Below are 21670 nucleotides of genomic sequence, written 5' to 3' on the forward strand. Positions count from 1 at the left end.
CATAGTTTTTGCCCGTCATTAGATTTACTTACTTGAACTGAGTTTGTTTAATTTGATTAAACCATGTGAGGGAAATATCAAAGCACTCGGTCTGGAAGCGGTGGCATCATCCATCCGCACAGGCAGAGACAAAAGGCAGCAGCCAGCACATGGACATTCAGATCTTCTTCACCGGCCTGACGATGGGTCTCAGCCTCATCGTTGCCATTGGCGCGCAGAATGCTTTCGTTCTGAAGCAGGGGCTGGCGCGCTCCCATGTCTTTGCCGTCTGTGCCACCTGCGCGATTTCCGATGCGCTGCTGATCACCGTCGGCGTCTTCGGTTTTCAGCGGATAAGCGCCGTCATGCCGGCGCTCGATCCCATCATGCGGTATGCCGGTGCGGCGTTTCTCATCTGGTATGGCGCGAAAAGCCTAAATTCGGCCCTGCGTTCGTCGGAGGTGCTTTCGGTGGCGGAAAGGCGGGAGGCGAGCCTGTGGCAGACGCTTGCCATTTGCCTGGCGCTGACCTTTCTCAACCCGCATGTCTATCTCGATACCGTCGTGTTGCTCGGCACCATCTCCACGCAATTTCCCGGCTTTGAAAAAACCTTCGCGGCGGGTGCCGCCACCGGCTCCCTGCTGTTCTTCTTTTCGCTGGGTTACGGCGCGCGCTGGCTGCGCCCGATCTTCGAAAAGCCGTCCGCTTGGCGCATCCTCGAAGGGGTTATCGCCTTCACCATGTGGGCCATCGCCTTCAAGCTGGTCATGGGCGCTTAAAGCGGAGGGGTATCTCCCTCTCCGAGATCCCAGTAAAGCCCAGCCATGATGGCAAGCGCCTCGCGGGCAATCTCTTTCGGCAGATGTTCGTTCGGCGCATGCTGCGAGCAGCCGGGATAAGAATGCGGCACCCAGATGGTGCGCAGTTTCAGTATATCGGCAAAGATATCGTTGGGCAGCGAGCCACCCAGATTGGGAAGAAGTGCCGGTTTCCTGCCCGTCGTGCGGGCCATGGAACTCAGAGTGAAGCCGACCCATGGGTCCTGCGGATCAAGCCGCGTGGCGCGGAAAATCTCGTCGCCGGCGGGTACGATCCGCACCATGCTGAATCCCTGCCGGTCGAGATGGCGGCGGATGGCGGGCAGCACCGCTTCCGGATCGATGCCGACAACGAAGCGCAATTGCAGCCGCGCCCATGCCCGTGGCGGAATGGCATTGACCGGCGCGCGCGGATTGCCGGTCTCGAAGGCCAGCACCTCCAGCGCACACCAGCCGAACACACGCTCGGCGGTGGAAAGGCCGGGCTCGCCCCAGTCAGGATCGATTTTCGGACCATCCGGGCCGCCATCGATCTCGCAATCGGAAAGCGCGGCACGCACGGCCTGCGGCAGTTCTTCGGGCACCAGTTCGGGCACGCGGATCTGCCCGGATGGGCCAACGAGGCTTGCCATGGCATGCGCCAGCTGCACGCCGGGATTGGACAATGCCCCGCCCCAATTGCCGGAATGATGGCCGCCTTCCCGCGCCTCGATCACCAGATCGAAGGTAATGCCGCCGCGCGCACCGAGAAAAACGGTCGGCCGCTCCGCATTCAGGCGCGGGCCGTCGGAGGCGATCAGAAGATTGGCTTTCAGCCGCTCGCTATAGTCCCGGCAAACTTCCCTCAAGCCGGGAGAACCCCTCTCCTCGCCCATCTCGATCAGATATTTGGCGTTGAACCCAAGTCTTCCACGCGTCTCCAGCACCGCTTTCAGCGCCGCCATGTTGACCGAATGCTGCCCCTTGTTGTCGGCGGTGCCGCGCCCGTACCACCTGCCATTGCGCTCGGACATCACGAAAGGCGAAAGGCCTTCTGCCCAGCCGTCATCAAGACCACGCACCACATCGCCGTGGCCATAACCCAGCACGGTCGGGAGATCTTCATCCTCGAAACGTTCGGCGATCAGAAACGGCAAATCCGCCGCCGGGTCGCGCAGGATCGTGCAGGAAAACCCCATGGCGGTGAAAGCGGGCTGCATTTCGCGCTCCAGATAGAGCGCCAGCTCGGCACCGCGCGCCTTATCCTGGCTTTCGGTGCGCAGCGAAACGCGCCGCGCCAAGTCCTGCTCGAACCTGCCATCGTCGAAAAAGCGGGTGGCGTGGTCGATGGCGGCTTGTCGCGACATGGTGGAATCCCTCTTCTGGTCATTTCCATCAAGACTAAACAAGGCGTACCATTTTCCAAACAGGGAATCAGTGATAGTCCTCGACCTGTTCAAAAACGGGAAAACAGCGTGTTTCGAGTTCCATTCCTTGTCGGCATCGCCCTATTGATCGCCTTTGGCGGCGGCATTGCCGCGACGCTGGCAGCACTTGAGGCGACATCCGGCTTCGGCTCGATCCGCATCGGCTCATGGGATGCCTTTCCGGAAGCGCAGACGATCGAGGCCGATCCCTACGCCAAGTCGCACCGCGCCGATGCCGGCAAGCTGCTTTATGGAACGGCCGAGGGGCTGGCCTTCACCGCCTCCGTCGACAGCGACGGCCAGCGCCTGACCGGCGAATGCCGTTACCAGCTGGCGGGCGCCGTGCCGCCCTCGCGCTTCTGGACGCTCTATACCGCAGACCAGCAGGGCAATGTTCTGGCGGAAGATGCCGGACGACCCTTTGCGCTCAATTCGCGCACGCTGCTGCGCAGCGCCGATGGCGGCATCGACATCACCATTGCACCCGATGCCCAGACCTATAACTGGCTGGCCGTGCCGCAGGGGCAGACATTCAAGCTGGTCATGACGCTGCTCGACACGCCGGTTGCCGGCAGTTCCGGCCTTATCGACATCGCCATGCCGCAAATCCGCAAGCTGGGGTGTGGCAATGCTTAGGACCCTGCTCGCCATCCTCACCGGCCTTGTCGCCGCCGCCGTGCTGCATGTCGTCATTCTTCTGGCGATACCGCATTTCAGCAATCGCGACGCCTATACCCGCGCCTTGGCGGAAGGTAAGCCGCATCAGTTTCATCTTCTCGAAGAGACGACGGAGAAAAAGACGCTGGGAAGCGGCGATCCCTTCATGCGGGTTGCCGTCTGCACCTTCAATATCGAGGAAAAGCCCGTCAGGCTGACGGCCATCGGCGCGGTGCCCTTCTGGTCGGTCGCGGTTTACGACAAGGCGTCGAACGAGGTGTTCAGCATGAACGACCGCACGTCCGCAGGCGGGGTGATGGATATTCTGGTGGCGGATTCGGTGCAGATCGCGGCCATTCGCAAGGCGCAGCCGCCATCGCTTTCACAGGCCATTCTGGCGGAATCGGATCAGACGGAAGGGTATGTGGTGTTGCGGACCATGGTGCCGCAGCCGAGCTTCGGGGAAGAAGCGGAACGGTTCCTGAACGAGGCGAAATGCCAGCCGACACCCTGGAAATAGCGCCGGTCAACCAAGCGTAATCAGGATTTGAAGGCGGTTTCCGGTGCGGGCTTGCGCTTGCGCGCATCCTTGCCAGCCGGTTCCGTATCGCGTTTTTCATAACGCACGCCGGTAAACAGCACGACCTTTGCCGGGCCCATAACCTTGCCGGACATTCCGGCCGGGCGCAGGCTTCGTCGGGCTTCGGCGATTGGAATAATAACTGCCATGCTCGTCTCCTCTTCGGGAGTCAATGTTGCCCATGGGAACCGCGCAAGCCTCGTCTTGCGTCGGGAATTTCATCACCATCACATTGCGCATAATCCAGCCCACAGACTGGTTTTCGCACGACCCAAAAATCGATGGCGATTTTGCAAGGTGTCGTGCGCATATCAAGGCTTCGGCATGCCATTTTCGAAATTATTCTATCAATCAGAATAACATGGAATCCTAATACTGCCCATGAAATTAGAAACAGACAGAGGTTAATGATCCGTTAACCCTAATCGCCGGGCGCCAACTTATCCTTCATAAAGCTGCACCCGTTGAAAACAAAGGCGAGACGGCAAGGTTCCATGACGTTTTGTCCGTCACGAAGGTTTTAAAATTTCCTTGTTGATAAACGCACAATAACGCTTGCCACCCCCCATAGTTAACAGGGTGTCAACGGATTTGCTCTAATTTGAACCGATATTGTGTTTGCGTTTTTGTTGGGTAGTGCGTTGACCGACCGGTTTCGAGAACTTGAGAGGCCAAGAGCCGTGAGGAAGAAAGATGTGGTGCTAATGGCCACTGTCACGAATTTTGAGACTGTTCCCCATCCGTCAAAAACGGACCTTCGGCAGTTTGCCGAGCTTTTCATGCCGCTTTTCAACGCTTCCACCGAAGAGGCCAAGCGGGAAGCCATTGCAGCGCTTTCCCAGCATCCAAACGTGCCTTCGGCGGTTGCCTTCTTCATCGCCTGCCAGCCGATTTCCATTGCCGCCCCCTTCCTGATTTCGTCGAAGTGCCTTGATGACGACACGCTGATCACCATTGCCCGCACGCAAGGGGCCGCCCATGCGCGCGCCATCGTGCGGCGCGAGGACCTGTCGCCGACCGTCATCGACGCGCTAGTCGGCCTGCGGCACATGGAAGACCTGAAGCGACCCGATGACGCGACGCCTCCCGCCATGCCGGAGCCCGCCATTGCGCAGCCGGCAGACGCCCAGATCAAATCCACCGCCGTGGAAGAGGAAATGCGCCAGCGCATCAAACGGATGGCGCATCAGCTCAGCCGCCCGGAAAGCGACGTTCTTGGCCTGCGCCGCCTGAGTGACGTGCAGGAAGCGCTGCTCGTGCGGTTCGCGCGCGAGCGTGATGCGCGGCAGTTTGCCGTGACGCTGGCGGATTCGCTGTCGTCCAGCTACTGGCTGTCGGAGCGCATCATGCTCGACATATCAGGCACGCAGCTCGCCACCACCCTCATCGGGCTCGGCATGGAATTTTCCGAAGCCGCCTTCATATTGCAATGCTTCTATCCGCATCTTGCCGCCGCCGAAGGCGACATGAGCCGCGCCGAGGCCATGCTCGACCGCCTCGAAATCATTGAATGCGAAGAGCGGGTGGAAAGCTGGCGGCGCGCCGACAGCTACACCCACGGCCGCGAACGACCGAACCACAGCGCACCTGTCATTCACAGAACGGGGACGTGAGGGTTAAGGCGGCCACCCCTCGCCCGGAGCAATTCCGGGCGCAAAGCTGCTGCACGCTTTAAATCTTCGGTTGGTCCACCAGCGTCAGGAGAGTGCCGATCTCGTCCGTTTCGATCTCGACGACCCACAGATCGCTGTCGAAGCGCCGCTCCCTTTCGAGAAGAGCAGTACTTTCCTCCCCCTCCACACCTGCAAGACGCGTCTCGAAACGGCGTTCGGCCCGGACTTGCTCGTCCTCGGCAAAACTCTGCGGCGCGGGTCCATAGAGGTTTTCGCGGCCATCACGAAGGCGCTGGCGGATGAAGATCGCCCCGGCCTCTTCCGCACCCTTCTTTTCGACAGCGGCAAAACCACCAGCGGAAAACACGCGGCGGATAAGGGCTGATACGAAGATTTCGGATTTGAGGCGCATTGGGGGTGCTTTCGATGGAGGCGGCAGGCCGCTGCCTGTCCGTGTTGTTACGCTCTCTTCTTTCCTCGTTCCTGCGCTTGTCACAGGAATGGGGAGAATTGAGACCCAGTGCCCTAAAGCGCCCCGATCGATTTCAGCTTCTTCAGCACGGCTTCGCTCGGTTCACCAGTCTCCGGCAGGCGGTAGTGTTTTTCGAAATGGCGGATGGCGTTGCGGGTCTGCTCGCCGGCCACACCGTCCACCTTCACATCGGCATAGGCGATATTGATCAGTCCCTGCTGGATCTTTGCAATCAGATCGCGGCTCACCGGCTTTGAAGCGGCGGCAGCGCTGTTCAAGGAGACCGGTTCGGCCTTGGGACGAGGCGCTTCAGCCTTGCGGATTGCGGCCGCGACCGGGTCGATCTCAACGCCGCCGCCGGTGTTGGCGTCGGAAGGCCGATCCTTCGGGATTGCCGCGACGGTTGCGCCGTCGATCCTGAGCGCCGCCAGCACCCGTGTCGTCGGTTCGCCGGTCTGTTCCATGCCAAGCGTTTCTTCGAAGAACATGATGGCGGCAGCCGTGCGCGGTCCCATCTTGCCGTCCGCCTCGCCTTCGTAAAGCCCGCGTTTTTTAAGTTCGGCCTGAATATCGGCAACGATCTGCTGCGGCTTCTGGTTTTCCGCCGCAACCGATGTCGCAGGCGTCGCCGTTGCGGCCGCCGGTTGCTGCGCCGTTTCGGTTTCGCTCGGGCGTTCTATGCGGAAGGTCGTGACATGACCCTGCGTGCCGAGCGGCTCTGCCGCGCGATAACCGGCAATGCCGTTCGGGTTTGCCGCATCGCGGGTACGCAGGAAAGGAGAAGGATGAACGCCCGGCTGGTACCAGAGCGCGTTGGCGGCGACAAAACCGAAAACGACCACGAAGGCGCCTGAGCCGCCCACCAGTTTCGGACGGCGCAGGAGTTCGCGCCCGATGGCCGAAACCACCAAGGAAACAATCCCGGCGCCAATCTGGGCCGTTGTTTTCTTAGGCGATTTTCGCTTTCGCGGGGCCATCGTCACCATCCTTCCTCATAATCGCGGCCATTTCGCCGAGCCGTTTGATGCGCGGCGGAAACTCCACCATGCATTCGGTTTCAGCGTTTTCGCCACCTGCCATGCCGGAACCGTCGGCAGGCAACATGATCGTTACGACCGTCCCCGCGCCGGGCTGGCTGGTGATGGCGAAAGTGCCGCCATGCAGTGCCACCAGACCCTTGACCAGGGACAATCCCAGACCCGTGCCCTCATAGCGACGGGTATATTCGTTCTGGACCTGCATGAAAGGCTGGCCCAGGAGTTCAATCTTGTCGGATGCGATGCCGATGCCGGTATCGCTGACCGTCAGTTTCAGCATCCTGCCTTCGCGCGCAGCATCGATCGACACCACACCGCCGGCATCGGTGAACTTGATGGCGTTACCGGCCAGATTGATGAGAACCTGGCGGATGGCGCGCTGGTCGGCGGAGATTTCGCCGATACCGCGCTGGATGCGGCTGGTCAATGTCAGACCTTTTTCCTTCGCCTGCAAGCCGAGCATGGCCTCGCAGGACGAGATGGTTTCGCCGATCGGGAAGCTTTCCATCATCAGCTCGTAACGGCCCGCTTCCAGCTTGCTCATATCCAGCATGGTGTTGACCACCGACAGGAGATGCGCGCCGGACTGGCGGATCAAGCCGACATATTCCCGCTGGCGGTCGTTTTCCAGCCGGCCGAAATATTCGCCCGCCAGAATGTCGGAAAAGCCGAGGACGGCGTTGAGCGGGGTGCGCAGCTCGTGGCTGACGGCAGCGAGGAACCGCGACTTGGCGTCGTTGGCCGATTCCGCCTCCGCCGCCTTGCGGGCGACATCGCGGCGCAGAAGTTCCATCTCGGTGACGTCGGAGAGCTGGGCGACGACGCGGCGCAGCCTGCCGGCCGCATTGCGGATCGCCGTCATTTCCATACGTGCGTGAATGAACTGCGCCTGGCGCGATTTCGCGCCGGTTTCGAACCGCAGTTCCACGCTGGACTTTTCCTCGCCCTGCCGCAGAAGGTCGAAAGCCTGCATCAGCTCGATGCGATCAGAAACATAGACATATTCGGCAAAGACATGGCCCTTGCAGGCCTGAAGATCGGCTGGAAACGTTTCAAGGTCGCGGCCGGAGACGCGCTCGACGAGGCCGTTTTCATTGATGGTGAGCACGAGGCCGGGCACCTGTGATGCCGCAACGAGGTCATCGTCGCCGGCTTGAGCGGACAGGGACGCTGCGCCACGGGCAGGACGCGAAAAGGCGATCAACAGGGCGGCTGCGGCCAGATAGAGCGCCAGCACCAGAGCGGCGCCGATGGGCAGCGCGATGGCGGGGCTGAAGACGAGGCTGAACAGGGCGGGAACGACCAGAAAGCCGACGGCGCTGAAGGCAAACAGGCGGCGCAGGCGCGCAACGGTGCCGGCACGCCTTTCGGCGTCCTCCTCCATACGCGCAAGCCATCTGCCTGCGGCATGGTCGACCAATGCGACCGCTTTTTTTCTCATATTACGCAATACCAAACCTGAATCCCTGAGACGGATCTAACGGCTCCGACAATAGAAGCCCGCGGCTTAAGGAATGGATAAAAAGAACGGCACCAAACAGCCTCGAAATGCGCCGCAGTCCCATTACGGAGCATTTCAACCAAGCTTTGACAATCATGGTTAATGACGGGTAAGCGACGGATTTCGCTTTATTTTTGCCATCGCGTTAACCTTTGTGGCAGCACGGGTGAGCACTTTTGCCCGGAACAGACGGCATCTGTCGCAATTATGCTTAACATGGACTGTTAAAATGCGACGGAATTGCTGGAGCCGGTCCCGATGCGAGGAGAATAGATACAATTTGAATTAAATTGCGCGGCTTTTTGCAATTGGCTGTTCGCCGGTCGCCTGTAGCTTCTCTCCAAGCCCGAAAAACGGGACAAAGGCCGATGACCCAAAACGGGCGGGGCTTCAAAACAAAGATCATCTGGCAGGGTAGTCTGACAATGTGGTTTCTGATCAAAGGAACATTCTGGTTTTCGCTGGTGCTGGTCGCGCTGTCCTATTTCGGTAGCAGCAACGATCCGACCAAGGAACCTTCGGCATTCGATATTCCCAGCGCCGTTTCGGCAGCCGGTGAGGCCTATCGTTATGTCAGCGCCATCTGCATCGAAAAACCCGACGTCTGCGTCAAGGGCGCCGAAACCTTCCACGCGCTCGGTGAACGGGCAAAGGAAGGCGCCAAGGTCGCCTATGAATTGCTCGACGCGCAGCTTGCATCCGGTGATAAAACGGCACCCGCAGCCGAACTCGCCAGCGAGAGCGAAAAACTGGCCGCAGCACCGGCGATCAGCGTCGAATTCCCTGGGAATGCCGACATGCTGAAGACCGGCACCATCATTCCCCTGCCGCAGAAGCGCCCCACCCCCTGATATTTTGCGCCGCCGCTTGACGCCGCGCCGCCCCTTCTCTGCAGCCGGATATGTCCGCCTGCGTGACTGCCTGCCAAACTTGCCCACGGAAACCTGTTTCCGTGGGCTTTTTCATGGTCCGCATGGTTCAAAACCGTCCACACTTGCCCTATATCGTAGCAAAGCATGGCAATAACGAACGGTACGGCGCGCAACATGGCCTCTCTCGATACGATCCTTGACGATTTCGCCTTCCTCGACGACTGGGAGGATCGCTATCGTTACGTCATCGAACTCGGCAAGGCGCTTCCCGACCTTGCGGAAGACAAGCGCACGCCTGAGAACAAGGTGCAGGGCTGCGCAAGCCAGGTCTGGCTCGTCAGCCACAGCGATGGTGCGGAAGATCCTCTCATGACCTTCGAGGGCGATTCCGATGCGCATATCGTGCGCGGCCTCGTCGCCATCGTTCTTGCCGTCTATTCCGGTAAAAAAGCTTCCGAAATCGCCGGTCTGGACGCCATTGAGGTGTTCGACAAGATCGGGCTGGTGGAACATTTGTCCTCGCAGCGCGCCAATGGCCTGCGTTCCATGGTCAAACGTATCCGCGAGGAAGCGAGACTTCTGACCGCCTGAGCCTTCATTCTTTTGCCATCGTTGGCGCCATCGGCGGGCGATAATCTTCGTCGCCCCAATGGTGGCTTGTCCTTCTGCTGCGTTGCGCTTGCGGCGCATAATGCCGGGCAAGCGATAGCAGAGCGGCCCGCAGCAGCAGTTTTGCCGAACGCGCCGGCCATTGCCGCTCGCGCTCTACGGCCTCCAGCCCCTTTTCAAAGCAGCAGATATCGATGGCGACACCTGAAAGTTCAGGCCCCATAGCATCGGCTGCACGGAAAAACCGCGTCCGGGCGGAAATCGCCGCATCGGTAAGATCGAGCTTGCCACCCGCCTCCCCCTTCGTGCGGCTTGCAATTTTCGGTTCCCAAGTTGCCGTCACCTTTGGGTTCAATTGCGCGCGGTGAAAATCGGCGGCGAGGCGTTCGCCAGCCTGCAAGGCGTCGCTGGGGAAGAATGCCGTGCCATCCTTTTCCTTCAGCCGTGAAAGGCCTGTCAGTGGCGAGCTATTGAGGTTGCGCCGGGCCGGCTGCCTGTCCTTGCCGACATCCAGAACCACCGTCTGCAAATCCCAGTGCTGTTCCTGAAAAATCTCGTCGCGATCCCTGGCTATAGCGCGCTTCAAATAGGAGGCGAGCGGCGGCGCGGCGGAGAGCGTGTTTTCACGTCTCTCGATCAGCCCCGAAGAGAGGGCGAGCTGCACCGTGGCGGCCGGAAACCGCAACGCCGGACGCCCTGTCCTGCCGTTCCCGGCCTCCGGTCGCTGCAATACCATATCGCCGCGCTCCTCCGATATCTCAGCCGTGCCCGCAGCAATGCAGCGCAGGAGCCGCAACAGGACAGGATCGGGAAGTATCGATGGAGCGCTTTTTGTCTCACTCATCCCGAACACCTTTCATCACGTTGAAAATGCTGCCGGAAAGCCGCTCCAGTGTGGCGACGAACTCGTCAAAGGCGGGTTCGTCGCGACGATCCTCAACCACCTGGCATGCATGGCCGACTGTCGTTCTGTCCCTGCCGAAACAGGGGCCGATATCCGACATGGGAATACCGAGCTGCACATGGCACACATACATGGCGATCTGGCGGATATGGCATTCGGTGCGCCGCCTGTCCCGGCGCGCAGCCACACGATCGCCGGTCAATTGCACCATTTCCCCGGCCAGTTGCCGGACCAGCCGGCAAATCCGGGAAATCTCATCCCGCCCGGCAGCAGGCGGAAAACGGCGGAAATTGCTATCGGCAACCTGCACACAGGGCCGAAAGGGGGCAGGCAAAGACGATATGTCCGAAGGCATATGCAACTCCTTTACGAATAGGAATTAATTCATACACCTGAGGATGGACGCGGGGAAGGGCAAATTTGGCGTCGAAAAACATGCGATTGATTTCGCTTTGTTTTTGAATAAAGGTGACGCCTCGACAAGGATTTTTTTCCTCTGCCGAAATTGCGCGCGGCAATAAAAAAGCCGGTCTAAGGACCAGCTGGACATAACACTATGGTGCAAGATGTGTATGGAGCGGGCATGTGCGCCCTGCCGCCATCTCCTGCTAAGGGAAAAGGTCACGGCGGCGAGTTAAGGGGCAAGGCCAGCAATATGCTGCCAAGGTCCCCTTTATCCGGCGCTTCGGGCCATCTTTCCCCGGACGGGGAGAAAATACAGCCGCGACACAATCCGTCTTAGAAAATCAACGGTTCGCCTTGCGGCGCTGACCGAGACCCATTTCCTTGGCGAGCCGCGAACGGGCTTCGGCATAGGCGGGAGCAACCATCGGATAATCGACCGGCAGATCCCATTTTTCGCGATATTCTTCCGGCGTCATGCTGTGATGCGTCGTCAGGTGGCGTTTGAGCGACTTGAACGAGCCACCACATTCCAAACAGACGATATGATCGTCCTGAACCGACTTGCGAACGGACACAGCAGGCTTCTGCTTTTCAACATTGACCGCCACCGATGCCGGTGCCGATGTTCCGCTGAGTGCCGTATGAACATCCGAAATAAGGCCGGGAAGCTCAGTTACCGGAACGACGTGGTTGCTAACATAGGCAGCCACAATATCCGCCGTCAGTTCGACCAGCAGATCCTGGGCGTTACCGTATGCAGTTTCCGTCATTTAAGTATCTCCTGTTATTTATCTCCAGACACGGATGAACGCCGCATCGAGCGATGTGAAGTTACCCGGTGCCCCTCCTTCGCCCTGTTGAAACCAACGTGAAATCTACCCCTAGATTTCAAGCGAAACCGGAAACGAATTGATCCGAGATTCAACTTGTAGCCCGCGACATGGCCAACAAAGGTCTGATCAACCATAGATTAGACATTAATAAAATGCCTATGCCGACCATGAAGAGGCTAGATGCAAATCGCAATAAGCAATTTTACACTTAATTTGGATAGCATCAAAACAGCAAAAGTCAAATTCCTATTATGATTTTTTCAGTTCAAAACAGTCTAATTGGAATACAAAAAATCACGGGTAATAAAATACTATGCCAAGTAGTAATGCAAAACGAAGACCCCCCATTATTAGGGGGTAATTCAACTTCAAATTTTCTTTAGGTCATCAACTACCGATTTATCAGCAAGTGGATAACCTGCCTTGTGTGCAGCCATTGCAAGAAGATGTGCGGAGACCGGTGCTGTCAGAACAAAGAAAAAGAAACCGGCAAGTGCCCGTGCCAGCGTCGATATTTCCGTGGAATGAATGCCAACGGCCAGCAGCAACAGGCCTGAGCCCACCGTTCCCGCCTTGGAAGCCGCATGCATGCGGGTGTAGACATCCGGCAGGCGATTAAGCCCGATTGCCGCAATCAGCGAGAAGGCGGCACCTGAGACCGTCAGTGCCGCAACCAGAATAGCCACGATCCAGCCCATCATCGACCGCCCCTTCTTTTTCCACGCCTGGATACTTGTTTTTCAGGCTTTTCAACAACTTCCGATGCCCGCTCGCCGTCGAGAACAGCCTTTGTCCTGCGCCTGCCATCTGCACCGCGCGACAGGACGAAGCGGGCAAAAGCCACCGTTGCGAGAAAACCCACCAGTCCGAGCGCAATGGCGATATCGACATAAAGATCGACGCCGGTGCGGATGGCGATAACCGCAATGAAGCCGATGGCGATACCGACCAGCATGTCGAGCGCGACGATTCGGTCCGGCAAGGTCGGACCGACGACGACGCGATATACTGTCAGCAAAAAGGCAGCGGACAGTACAACCGTGGCAAGTACAGTTGCAAATGAAACTATGAGTTCCGGCGTCATCCCTGAAACGCCTCCATGATCTTTTTTTCGAAGCCGTTTCGGATGTCATTCTTTGCGGCTTCGATATTGCTGCAATCGATCGCGTGGACGTAGAGCGTTGTTTTATCCTCGGAAACATCGACCGAAAGTGTGCCGGGGGTCAGCGTGATGAGATTGGCAAGCAGCGTGATCTCGAAATCCGTTGTCAGCCTGAGCGGATAGGCGAAGATACCGGGCTGCACATCGAGCTTCGGCCGCGTCACCATCACCGCCACCTTCCAGGCCGACAGCGCCAGCTCCTTGAAGAACAGCATAAGCAGCGACAGCACGCGGACCGGACGCAGCCGATGACGGCCGCCCTTGGGGATCTGGTGACGGATAAGGCCCAGAGCCAGCGCCGAGACGATGAGGCCGAAGAGAATGTTCGCCGGCGTGACGCTGCCACTTACGGCGAGCCATACGCCAACGAAGAGCAGTAACAGGATGTAGCGGCTCATGGTCTGCTCCCTTCGGGAAACACCGACTGGATATAGGCTTCGGGGTTGCCAAGCCCCGCAGCCGCCTGCTGGCTGAGATTGAGCAGGCTTTCCGGAAACAGGCCGAAGAACACCACCAGCAATGTCAGCCCGACCAGCGGGACGAAAGAAGGGGCCGCCAGAGGCGACGCAGGCAGCGACGGCGCCTGGCCGGTTGAGGCCACTGCCGGGCGCCAGAAACATAAGAGGAAGACACGCCCGAAGGCGATGGTGGCGATGAAGCCGGACAGGAGAAGGGCGGCGGCAAGCCACCAGGCGCCGATATCGATCGCCGATTTGACGAGAACCACCTTCGGCCAGAAGCCGGAAAACGGCGGCAGGCCGGAACCGGCGAAAAACAAGGCGAGCGCGAGGCCCGAAAACCACGGCGCCTGCCGATAAAGGCCACCGAGCGAAGTCAGGGTAAAACTGCCGCCAAGGCGGGCGGCGTGGCCGGCGGCGAGATAAAGCGCCGTCATCAGCACCATGGAGTGCAGCGCGTAAAAGATCGCGCCGGCAACGCCGGAGGGCGTGCCGATGGCGATGCCCGCCATCATGTAACCGATGCCCGATATGACGATGTAACCGAGCATGCGGCGGATATCGTTCTGTGCCAACGCACCCATGGCGCCGAGCACCATTGTCAGCGCCGCAGAGATGGCGATGACGATACTCAGCTCCTCCCGCTCGACCGGAAACAGCATGACCATGACGCGCAGCAGCGCGTAGATGCCGACCTTGGTAAGCAGGCCGCCGAACAGGGCGGAAACGACGATGCGCGGCGTGTGATAGGAGGCGGGCAGCCAGAAATTCACGGGAAAGGCCGCCGCCTTCATGGCGAAGGCGAGAGCAAACAGGCTGGCAAGCGTCATCAGCGGAGCCGTGCCGCGCAGCTGCGTCGCCTTCAGCGCGATATCGGCCATATTGAGCGTGCCGAAGATGGCATAGAGATAACCGACCGTGATCAGGAACAGCGTCGTGCCGATGAGGTTGAGGATGGCGTATTTCAGCGCGCCATCGATCTGCTCGCGCGTGGAGCCCAGCACGATGAGGCCGAAGGACGAGATCAGCAGCACCTCGAACCAGACATAGAGGTTGAAGAGGTCGCCGGTCAGGAACGCACCGGTGACACCCGCCATCAACAGCATCAGGAATGGATAAAAACCGTATCGCCTGCCGCTGGCGTCGATATCGGCGCTGGCGTGGATGGCACCGGCCAGCGCTACGATGGCGGCGGCGAGCGACAGCAGCGTGCCAGTCAGATCAGCCGTAAAGGCAATGCCGAAGGGTGGCAGCCAGCGGCCCATGACCATGGTGAACGGCCCTTGGGTCACGACCTTCCACAGAAGCGCAGCATCGAGCAGTACCAGCAGAACAAGTGCCGTGATTGCAATGGGCGCATGCAGACGCATGGTGTGGCGCAGCATCATCAGCACCGCACCTGCGCCGATTGAGAGCGCGACGGGAAGGATGATCAGCCAGTCGGATAGCGGCACGGGTGCCGTGACCAGCGCTGCGGAAAGATCTGATATTGCGGAAGTGGTGGATGAAGCCATGTGTCTGTGCCCCGCCCCGCTCAATAACCGAGCGGCGGCAAAGGCTCGCCTGCCGGTTCTGCGGTGCGCATTTCGTCGGTGTCGTCGGTCTGCAATTCCTGGAACGCGCGCCAGGTCAGCACCAGCAGGAAACAGAAGAAGGAAAAGGAAATGACGATTGCCGTGAGGATAAGCGCCTGCGGCAGCGGATTGGCGGCACCCGCCGGCAGCGTGTCCATGCCGGTTGGAATGATCGGCGGCACTTCGCGCGTCAGCCTTCCCGCCGTGAACAGTAGGAGGTTGACTGCGTTGCCGAGAATGGCGATGCCGAGCAGCATGCGGATGCTGTGACGCGAGAGCATGAGATAGATCGCCACCGAGAAGAAGATGCCGACGAGAATGGAGAAAACAGCTTCCATCAGTCGCTATCCCTTTCTTCCAGAGCCAGCGCAATGGAGGTGATGGCACCGACCACGACGAGATAAACGCCGATATCGAAGGACATGACGGTGGAGAGTGGCACTTCCACACCGAGCAGGCTCGGATAGACCCACAGCCCGGTCATGAAGGGCACGCCGGCTGCAATCGAGACGAGACCAGACAACATCGCCAACAGCAGCCCCGCGCCGGCAATGGACAGCGGATGGTACACGATTGCGCGCCGGACTGCGGCCACACCATAAGCGATGCCGTAGATCGCCAGCGCCGAGACCGCGATCAACCCGCCGATGAAACCGCCGCCCGGCTCGTTATGGCCGCGCAGCAATACAAAGATGGAAAACAACACCATGAGGCTGGTGACTACGGGGGCGACGGTGCGCAGGATAAGCGTGTTCAAGCCCGCGCTCCCTTCTTCTTCGCTATTTTTGCTGGTCCCTTGATGGCAGCAGCCGGGCGGATGCGGATGAGCGCGAGAATGGCCAGGCCTGTTATCATCACCACCGCAATCTCGCCCAGCGTATCCGTGCCGCGGAAATCGACGATGATGACGTTCACCACATTCGCCCCGTGGGCGATGACCTTGGAATAGGTGTTGTAGAAATCGGTGAGGCGATTATCGAACGACGCTTCCGTCGCCCGCATCAGGAACAGGGCAAAGCCGGTTCCGCAGGCAATGGCGATGGTGCTGTCCAGAAGCTTCTGGCCAGGGCCGCGGTGGTCTGACGGCGACAGACGAAGCCTTGTCATGACCAGCGTCAGAATGACCACGGAGAGGGTTTCGACCATGAATTGCGTAAACGACAGATCGGGCGCGCCGAACAGCAGGAAGATGACCGCCACCGCAAACCCCTGAATGCCGAGCGCGATGATGGCCGTAAGCCGGCTGGACGCCGTGAGGACAGCGACAAGGCCCGCAACCGCAATGGCAATGAAGGTCAGCTCATGGATTTTCATGTCGTGCGGCCACGCCGGCATGGACGGCATTTCGCCATAGAGAAACAGCGGCGCAAGCAGCACGACGGCGATGACGGCGAAAGTGGCGGTGACGTAAAATTCCAGCCTGCCGGGCTGGATAAGCCTGACAACGTGGAACGAGATTTTGACCAGCGTTTCGATGAAAACATCGAAGCCCCTGTCCGGCCCTGCACCCAGCGCCTTGAAGGTGCGCACCATCAGGCCGCGAACGGCGGAAAGCTGCATATAGAGGACGATGCCGAGCGCGATCGTCAGCAGCGACAGGCCGAGCGGCACGCCGATATGGGGAATGAGCGAGATTTCCACCGGGCGCGCCTCACCCGCGATCGCGCTTGCCATCGGCGTCGAAATGTAAAAATGCGAAAGGCCAGCGAAGAGAGCGATGGTCAGCCCCTTTATCGCCAGCAGCGCCGGGCCGAGCCACAGCAGCAGTGGTCCCTCATGCGCGTGTTTCGGGGTTTTCACGGGCTTGCCGAGGAAAGGTTTCAGCGCCACGGCAAAAGCGACGGCAAACATCAGCGCATTGCCGAGAATGGCGATGCCGGTGAACAGCACGGCACGCGGATTGCCATGCGCCAGCGCATAATAAATCTCCTCCTTGGCGAGAAAGCCGAAGAAGGGCGGCAGGCCGGCCATGGAGATGGCCGCGGCAAGTGCTGCCGCAAAGGTGATCGGCATGGCTTTTCGCAAGCCGCCGAGCTTCGTCACATCGCGGGTTCCGGTCTCGTGATCGATGATGCCGGCAACCATGAACAGTGCGCCCTTGAACAGCGAATGCGCCACCAGATAAAGCACAGCCGCCTCTATCGCGTGGTCCGAGCCGAAGCCGGTCAGCATCACCAGCAGACCGAGCGAGGACATGGTGGTATAGGCCAGCATCAGCTTCAGGTCGGTCTGGCGCACGGCGAGCAGCGCGCCGGTCAGCATGGTCAACCCGCCGAAGAACGGCAGCAGGATCTGCCAGGCAGCGGTATCGCCGAGAACGGGGTTGAGGCGCATCAGAAGATAGACGCCGGCCTTCACCATGGTTGCCGAGTGCAGATAGGCCGAAACCGGTGTCGGTGCCTCCATCGCGTTGGGCAGCCAGAAATGGAACGGAAACTGCGCCGATTTGGTGAACGCGCCGCCGAGAACCAGCAGTAGTGCAGCCAGATAGAACGGGCTGTCGCGCAATATATCGCCGCCACGCACCAGCATGGACAATTGCGTCATGCCGCTCATGTCCCAGATGAAGATCAACCCGGCGAGCAGCAGCAGACCGCCGCCGCCCGTTACCACCAGCGCCTGTAAGGCGGCTCGGCGTGCGGCCGGGCGCGCATGATCGAAGCCGATCAGCAGGAACGAGGTTATCGAGGTCAGTTCCCAGTAGACGAACAGCATCAACAGGCTGTCCGAAACCACGACGCCCAGCATCGCGCCCATGAACAGAAGCAGGAAAGACAGGAAGCGGCCCTGCTGCGGATGCCCCTTCATGTAACCGCCGGCATAGAGCACGATCAGCAGACCGATACCGGTGATCAGAAGTGCAAAGGTCAGCGACAGGCCGTCGATGAACCACGAAAAGCTGAGGTTGAAACTTGGAACCCAGACGTAACCGCCCGTGACCACGCCGCCAGCCGCCACCTGCGGCAGCATCAGTGCGAAGTGTACAAAAGCCAGCGCGGGCGCGATCGCCAATATCCAGACGGCATTGTGACCTAATCTTTTCACCAGCATCGGTGCGGCAAGCGCTGCCAGAAACGGCAAAAACAGCGACAGGAATGTCAGCTGCGTGACATCTGATGTCATTCACATCTCCCAGGGCTTCCCCTACCCCTGTACGCCCATGAATGGCGTTCTTTTCAAATCGTATTTTTCAGTTAAGGCATAGACACCGCCATCTCAACCCAAATCGACTCTCATACCTGCCCATAACGTACTCGTTATGACAGCTGCCCTCTTTCAATCTGCAGCGCCGATGCCTATTTCTGGCAGGAACAGAAAGGATCATTCCATGAGCGATCTGACATCCCCGAAAGTGAACAAGAGCGATGCCGACTGGCGCGAGCAGCTGACGCCGGAGCAATATCGCATCCTGCGTGAACACGGCACCGAGCGCCCATTTACCGGTCCCTACTGGGACACGTTCCAGAAAGGCCTCTATCGCTGCGCCGCCTGCGACGAACCGCTGTTCCTGTCCGATACCAAATTCGATGCAGGTTGCGGCTGGCCGAGCTATTTCGAACCGGTGAAACCAGGTGCGGTGACGGAACATCGCGATGCGACGCTTGGCATGGTGCGCACCGAAATCCGCTGCGCCAATTGCGGCGGCCACCTCGGCCACGTCTTCCCGGACGGCCCACCGCCCACCGGCCTGCGTTATTGCATCAACGGCCATTCGATGGTGTTCGAACCGATCTGATGAGAGACAGGTAACGGCCGGTTGCCTGCCGGCCGTTTTTGCGAACAAAATGACCGTCTCGACAGCCGGACCGGAGAGTGAGATTATCGCGATCTCACTCCTTCCGGATCACCATCATGGCGCTCGAAACCATCCTCATATTCATTCCCGCCTGCTTTGCCCTGAACATGGCGTTCGGGCCCAACAATCTCCTGTCGATGACGGTTGGTGCGCGATATGGCATGGCAACGGCAGTGATGGCCGCGAGCGGCCGGCTGGTTGCGTTTGCGGGCATGATCGCGATCGCCGCTTTGGGCCTCGGCGCACTTTTGATGGCTTCCGAAATGATGTTTTCGCTGATCAAATGGATCGGCGTTCTCTACCTGCTGTGGATCGGCTTCAAGCTCATCCGCTCAAGGGCGGATGTCACCGCTCCCGATATCTCCTCGGACAACGGAAATATTCTCAAGACCTATCTGCGGCAGGAGTTTTTTGTCGCCTCCGGCAATCCGAAGGCCATCCTGATCTTCACGGCCTTTTTCCCGCAATTCATCCAGCAGGACGCCTATTGGCAGAGCTTCGCCACGCTCGGGGCAATTTTCCTGCTGCTCGAGGTGGTGGCGATCACCGTTTATGCCTTTGTCGGTTCGCGACTGTCCGGTCTTATGCGCAATGCGCGCGCCCTGAAGCGCGTCAACCGGATCAGCGGCTCGATGATGATGGCTTTCGGTGTCATGCTGGCCTTCGCCCGGCGCCCCGCCTGAGAGAAATCCCGGCCCGCGTACTAGTTCAGTTTAAGCTCCATGCAGGTCAGGTCCAGCCAGCGGCCAAACTTGGTGCCCACTTCCGAAAACCGGCCGGCAACGGTGAAACCGAGGCTTTCGTGCAGGCGGATGGAGGCGGCGTTTTCCGATTCGATCGCGGCGATCAGCACATGCACATCGTTGCCGGAGGCGTGGTCGATGAGCGCCTGCATCAGCCGCTTGCCGATGCCGTGGCCGCGCGCGTCCTTGTGGACATAAACCGAATGTTCGCGGGTGTGGCGATAGCCGTCGAAGGCGCGCCAGTCGCCATAGGAAGCGTAGCCGGCAACCTTGCCGTCAAGAATCGCGACTATCACAGGAAAGCCGCGTGACTTGCGGGCGGAAAACCATTCCTTGCGGTTTTCCAGATCGACCAGCACTTCGTTCCAGATCGCCGTCGTGTTCAGGACCGCGTCGTTGTAAATCTCCATGATGCCGGAAAGATCGTCCACGGTGGCATCGCGCAGTTCCAAACTCATTATCGTTCGCCCTCATTCTTGTCTGCATCGCGCGCCCAAAGTTCCGCGACACGACCTTCAGGCGAGCATTAGGCGATGACGCGGATGGCTGTCCAGTGCTCTCTAGCTCAGGAAGACATGGGAACGAGGCTGAAGGAAGTGACCACGGCAAAATAGTGGACAACGGCGGCGGCAACGACGAAACCGTGCCAGATGGCGTTCTGGAATCGCAGCTTTTCCCAGACATGGAAGACCACGCCGAGCGAATAGATGACACCGCCAGCGACAATCAGCCAGAGCGTGACGGGGGCCAGATGCGTTGAGAGCGGCTGCACCACCATGATGCCGCTCCAGCCCATGGCGAGATAAAGGCCTATGGCGACCCGGTCGTAACGGCCGGGAAAAACGCATTTGAGCAATATGCCACAGATGGCGGCAAGCCAGATCAGCCCCAGCATGGTGGCAATCAGCGGCTCGTGGATACCGCGCATCAGGAACGGCGTGTAGGTGGCGGCGATCAGGATGAAGATCGCCGAGTGATCCAGCCGGCGCAGGAACCATTTTACGTTGGAATGCGGCCAGATATTATAGGTGAAGGACACGGAAAGGCAGGCGACAAGGCCGAGTCCGTAAATCCAGGCGGCCGCGATGGCGCTGAGGCTGCCCCAGACGGTCGCGTAAAAAATCAGCGCCGTGGCGCCCACCAGCGCAAAAACGATACCCACGCCGTGGACGATACCATCGGCGACAATCTCGTGAAAATCATACTGGCGACCAAACCGCCACACGTTACTCATAGTCCATTCCCGTTTGCCTGCTTGTGGCCAAGCATGACGGCAATATTAGACAGGAACAAGACAGCAGCCGGTTAACGGCGATCAAATTGCGTTCCGGGCTGTTGCGAAAGGAGAGGTTGCGTGGCGGCCTCGCCGTTTCCCTCATTCCTGCGCTTGTCACAGGAATGAGGAGGGAAAAGGAGCGCCCTCACAAGGCCGCAGCGCATTCCTGGCAGAACGGCGTATAGGGCACGGCTTTCAGGCGGTCTTCCGAAATTTTCTTGCCGCATTTGACGCAGGTGCCGTAGGTACCGTTCGCGATGCGGTCCAGTGCGGCGTCGATGGCGCGCAACTCGTCCTGGCCCACCTGCCCAATTTCATCCAGCACCTCGTCATTGCTGCGTTCAGCGGCGCGATCGTCGTCATCGGGGTTGCGCGGTTCTTCGAAATCCGCCTCGATTTTGTGCAGGCGGCTGTAAAGCTCGCGCTGGCGGTCGCGCAGGATTTTCTCGTAACTTTCGACATTCATGGTCTTCTCCTCCAGCCGGTGCGGGCGAAAATCGCCCGCAACCCCAAGATTTCAGCTCACTTTACCTGTCAATCAGCACCGAGCACTTGGCATGGCGCACCACGCGGTCGGCGGTGGCTCCGATGAAATAATTGGTAAAGTCAGGCATATGCGATGCGATGATGATGAGATCGGCCTTGTGCTCTTCGGCAGCGGCTATGATTTCACGTGCCGGCGCGCCGCTTCTGATTTCGTGCTTGCCCTTGAAGCCGGCCTTCGCCTGAATATCCGCAAGTTTCGTCTTGGCATCCTTGATGGCATTTTCGATGAGGTCTACCGGCAGGTCGATCGCCATATAGCCGGGCAGTTCCTCAACCACATTGATGAGGACGATCTCGCCATCGACATCCAGCAGCGCCTTGGCCTTGGCGAGAATCTTCTCTCCCTTGTCGATGGCGCTGAGGTCTACCGGTACGATGATTTTCTTGTACATGGCTATCTCCTTTGGCGTAATCTGCCGTTCACGTGTC

27 protein-coding genes are annotated in these 21670 nt (G+C 59.3%); 8 read left to right on the forward strand and 19 right to left on the reverse strand.

Annotated elements, in window-relative coordinates; all coding sequences use genetic code 11:
* Nucleotides 1-149 precede the first annotated feature (149 nt).
* Nucleotides 150-758, forward strand: a complete 609-nt coding sequence (locus ACQZ45_RS04700) for a LysE/ArgO family amino acid transporter (protein ID WP_113291419.1) — start codon at nt 150-152, stop codon at nt 756-758.
* Here ACQZ45_RS04700 and ACQZ45_RS04705 read toward each other — a convergent pair.
* Complete coding sequence (locus ACQZ45_RS04705; RefSeq protein ID WP_113291418.1) at nt 755-2143, reverse strand: M20 family metallopeptidase; 1389 nt, start codon at nt 2141-2143, stop codon at nt 755-757. The two genes, ACQZ45_RS04700 and ACQZ45_RS04705, sit on opposite strands and share 4 nt — an antisense overlap.
* Nucleotides 2144-2251: 108 nt before the next feature.
* On the opposite strand from ACQZ45_RS04705, the gene ACQZ45_RS04710 reads away from it, so the two are divergent.
* Together ACQZ45_RS04710 and ACQZ45_RS04715 are read left to right on the forward strand one after the other, a co-directional pair.
* A complete protein-coding gene (locus ACQZ45_RS04710) occupies nt 2252-2839 on the forward strand; it encodes a DUF1214 domain-containing protein (protein ID WP_003512054.1) in 588 nt (195 codons plus the stop codon).
* Nucleotides 2832-3380, forward strand: a complete 549-nt coding sequence (locus ACQZ45_RS04715; protein WP_013635715.1) for a DUF1254 domain-containing protein — start codon at nt 2832-2834, stop codon at nt 3378-3380. The genes ACQZ45_RS04710 and ACQZ45_RS04715 overlap by 8 nt, the downstream gene beginning before the upstream one ends.
* A 20-nt stretch (nt 3381-3400) precedes the next feature.
* Here the strand turns inward: ACQZ45_RS04715 and ACQZ45_RS04720 are convergent, their stop codons facing one another.
* Entirely contained in the window at nt 3401-3589 is a 189-nt protein-coding gene (locus ACQZ45_RS04720) for a hypothetical protein (RefSeq protein WP_013635714.1), read from the reverse strand.
* Between the two features lie 555 nt (nt 3590-4144).
* On the opposite strand from ACQZ45_RS04720, the gene ACQZ45_RS04725 reads away from it, so the two are divergent.
* Entirely contained in the window at nt 4145-5053 is a 909-nt protein-coding gene (locus tag ACQZ45_RS04725) for a DUF2336 domain-containing protein (RefSeq protein ID WP_003512047.1), read from the forward strand.
* Nucleotides 5054-5111: 58 nt separating this feature from the next.
* Here ACQZ45_RS04725 and ACQZ45_RS04730 read toward each other — a convergent pair whose 3' ends face one another.
* The 3 genes from ACQZ45_RS04730 to ACQZ45_RS04740 all read right to left on the reverse strand — a co-directional run bounded on the left by ACQZ45_RS04730 (nt 5112) and on the right by ACQZ45_RS04740 (nt 8003).
* Nucleotides 5112-5465: a DUF1491 family protein gene (locus ACQZ45_RS04730; protein ID WP_013635712.1), complete on the reverse strand. Its 354-nt coding sequence runs from the start codon at nt 5463-5465 to the stop codon at nt 5112-5114.
* A gap of 113 nt (nt 5466-5578) precedes the next feature.
* The gene (locus ACQZ45_RS04735; RefSeq protein ID WP_013635711.1) at nt 5579-6502 is read right to left on the reverse strand and encodes a peptidoglycan-binding domain-containing protein; all 924 of its coding nucleotides are present in this window, start codon (nt 6500-6502) and stop codon (nt 5579-5581) included.
* Entirely contained in the window at nt 6474-8003 is a 1530-nt protein-coding gene (locus ACQZ45_RS04740; protein ID WP_038490306.1) for a sensor histidine kinase, read from the reverse strand. Before ACQZ45_RS04740 ends, ACQZ45_RS04735 begins: the two co-directional genes overlap by 29 nt.
* 485 nt (nt 8004-8488) lie before the next feature.
* Between ACQZ45_RS04740 and ACQZ45_RS04745 the strand changes: the two genes are divergently transcribed.
* On the forward strand, nt 8489-8914 hold the full coding sequence (locus tag ACQZ45_RS04745) for a DUF5330 domain-containing protein (RefSeq protein ID WP_025592804.1): 426 nt from the start codon (nt 8489-8491) through the stop codon (nt 8912-8914).
* Nucleotides 8915-9109: 195 nt separating this feature from the next.
* Nucleotides 9110-9526, forward strand: a complete 417-nt coding sequence (locus ACQZ45_RS04750) for a SufE family protein (protein WP_025592801.1) — start codon at nt 9110-9112, stop codon at nt 9524-9526.
* 4 nt (nt 9527-9530) lie between these two features.
* Here the strand turns inward: ACQZ45_RS04750 and ACQZ45_RS04755 are convergent, their stop codons facing one another.
* The 10 genes from ACQZ45_RS04755 to ACQZ45_RS04800 form a co-directional block, all read right to left on the reverse strand.
* Nucleotides 9531-10388 carry a DUF6456 domain-containing protein gene (locus ACQZ45_RS04755; protein ID WP_113291417.1) on the reverse strand — a complete coding sequence of 286 codons (858 nt, stop codon included), beginning with the start codon at nt 10386-10388 and terminating at the stop codon, nt 9531-9533.
* A complete protein-coding gene (locus ACQZ45_RS04760) occupies nt 10381-10803 on the reverse strand; it encodes a helix-turn-helix domain-containing protein (protein WP_003512040.1) in 423 nt (140 codons plus the stop codon). Before ACQZ45_RS04760 ends, ACQZ45_RS04755 begins: the two co-directional genes overlap by 8 nt.
* 391 nt (nt 10804-11194) lie before the next feature.
* On the reverse strand, nt 11195-11623 hold the full coding sequence (gene ros / locus ACQZ45_RS04765) for a MucR family transcriptional regulator Ros (RefSeq protein ID WP_003512037.1): 429 nt from the start codon (nt 11621-11623) through the stop codon (nt 11195-11197).
* 431 nt (nt 11624-12054) lie between these two features.
* Nucleotides 12055-12387: a monovalent cation/H(+) antiporter subunit G gene (mnhG, locus tag ACQZ45_RS04770; protein WP_003512029.1), complete on the reverse strand. Its 333-nt coding sequence runs from the start codon at nt 12385-12387 to the stop codon at nt 12055-12057.
* Nucleotides 12384-12770: a cation:proton antiporter gene (locus tag ACQZ45_RS04775; protein ID WP_003512027.1), complete on the reverse strand. Its 387-nt coding sequence runs from the start codon at nt 12768-12770 to the stop codon at nt 12384-12386. Before ACQZ45_RS04775 ends, mnhG begins: the two co-directional genes overlap by 4 nt.
* Nucleotides 12767-13246: a Na+/H+ antiporter subunit E gene (locus ACQZ45_RS04780; protein ID WP_003512024.1), complete on the reverse strand. Its 480-nt coding sequence runs from the start codon at nt 13244-13246 to the stop codon at nt 12767-12769. Before ACQZ45_RS04780 ends, ACQZ45_RS04775 begins: the two co-directional genes overlap by 4 nt.
* Nucleotides 13243-14820 carry a Na+/H+ antiporter subunit D gene (locus ACQZ45_RS04785; protein WP_003512023.1) on the reverse strand — a complete coding sequence of 526 codons (1578 nt, stop codon included), beginning with the start codon at nt 14818-14820 and terminating at the stop codon, nt 13243-13245. The genes ACQZ45_RS04780 and ACQZ45_RS04785 overlap by 4 nt, the downstream gene beginning before the upstream one ends.
* A 20-nt stretch (nt 14821-14840) precedes the next feature.
* Complete coding sequence (locus ACQZ45_RS04790) at nt 14841-15218, reverse strand: Na+/H+ antiporter subunit C (RefSeq protein ID WP_080799100.1); 378 nt, start codon at nt 15216-15218, stop codon at nt 14841-14843.
* Nucleotides 15218-15637: a Na(+)/H(+) antiporter subunit B gene (locus tag ACQZ45_RS04795; RefSeq protein WP_003512013.1), complete on the reverse strand. Its 420-nt coding sequence runs from the start codon at nt 15635-15637 to the stop codon at nt 15218-15220. Before ACQZ45_RS04795 ends, ACQZ45_RS04790 begins: the two co-directional genes overlap by 1 nt.
* The gene (locus tag ACQZ45_RS04800; protein ID WP_003512011.1) at nt 15634-18003 is read right to left on the reverse strand and encodes a putative monovalent cation/H+ antiporter subunit A; all 2370 of its coding nucleotides are present in this window, start codon (nt 18001-18003) and stop codon (nt 15634-15636) included. The genes ACQZ45_RS04795 and ACQZ45_RS04800 overlap by 4 nt, the downstream gene beginning before the upstream one ends.
* Before the next feature lie 205 nt (nt 18004-18208).
* On the opposite strand from ACQZ45_RS04800, the gene msrB reads away from it, so the two are divergent.
* Nucleotides 18209-18616 carry a peptide-methionine (R)-S-oxide reductase MsrB gene (msrB, locus tag ACQZ45_RS04805; RefSeq protein ID WP_003512009.1) on the forward strand — a complete coding sequence of 136 codons (408 nt, stop codon included), beginning with the start codon at nt 18209-18211 and terminating at the stop codon, nt 18614-18616.
* A 116-nt stretch (nt 18617-18732) separates the two neighbouring features.
* Complete coding sequence (locus ACQZ45_RS04810) at nt 18733-19359, forward strand: LysE family translocator (protein WP_065688115.1); 627 nt, start codon at nt 18733-18735, stop codon at nt 19357-19359.
* Between the two features lie 20 nt (nt 19360-19379).
* Here ACQZ45_RS04810 and ACQZ45_RS04815 read toward each other — a convergent pair whose 3' ends face one another.
* The 4 genes from ACQZ45_RS04815 to ACQZ45_RS04830 all read right to left on the reverse strand — a co-directional run bounded on the left by ACQZ45_RS04815 (nt 19380) and on the right by ACQZ45_RS04830 (nt 21633).
* Nucleotides 19380-19877, reverse strand: coding sequence for a GNAT family N-acetyltransferase (locus ACQZ45_RS04815; RefSeq protein WP_003512007.1), 498 nt, complete (start codon nt 19875-19877; stop codon nt 19380-19382).
* A 107-nt stretch (nt 19878-19984) separates the two neighbouring features.
* Nucleotides 19985-20653, reverse strand: coding sequence for a PAQR family membrane homeostasis protein TrhA (gene trhA, locus ACQZ45_RS04820; RefSeq protein ID WP_013635699.1), 669 nt, complete (start codon nt 20651-20653; stop codon nt 19985-19987).
* Between the two features lie 187 nt (nt 20654-20840).
* Nucleotides 20841-21161 carry a TraR/DksA family transcriptional regulator gene (locus tag ACQZ45_RS04825; protein ID WP_003512004.1) on the reverse strand — a complete coding sequence of 107 codons (321 nt, stop codon included), beginning with the start codon at nt 21159-21161 and terminating at the stop codon, nt 20841-20843.
* Nucleotides 21162-21222: 61 nt separating this feature from the next.
* On the reverse strand, nt 21223-21633 hold the full coding sequence (locus tag ACQZ45_RS04830; protein ID WP_025592781.1) for a universal stress protein: 411 nt from the start codon (nt 21631-21633) through the stop codon (nt 21223-21225).
* Nucleotides 21634-21670 lie beyond the last annotated feature (37 nt).

This window comes from Agrobacterium sp. 16-2014-1-2a (assembly GCF_053522705.1).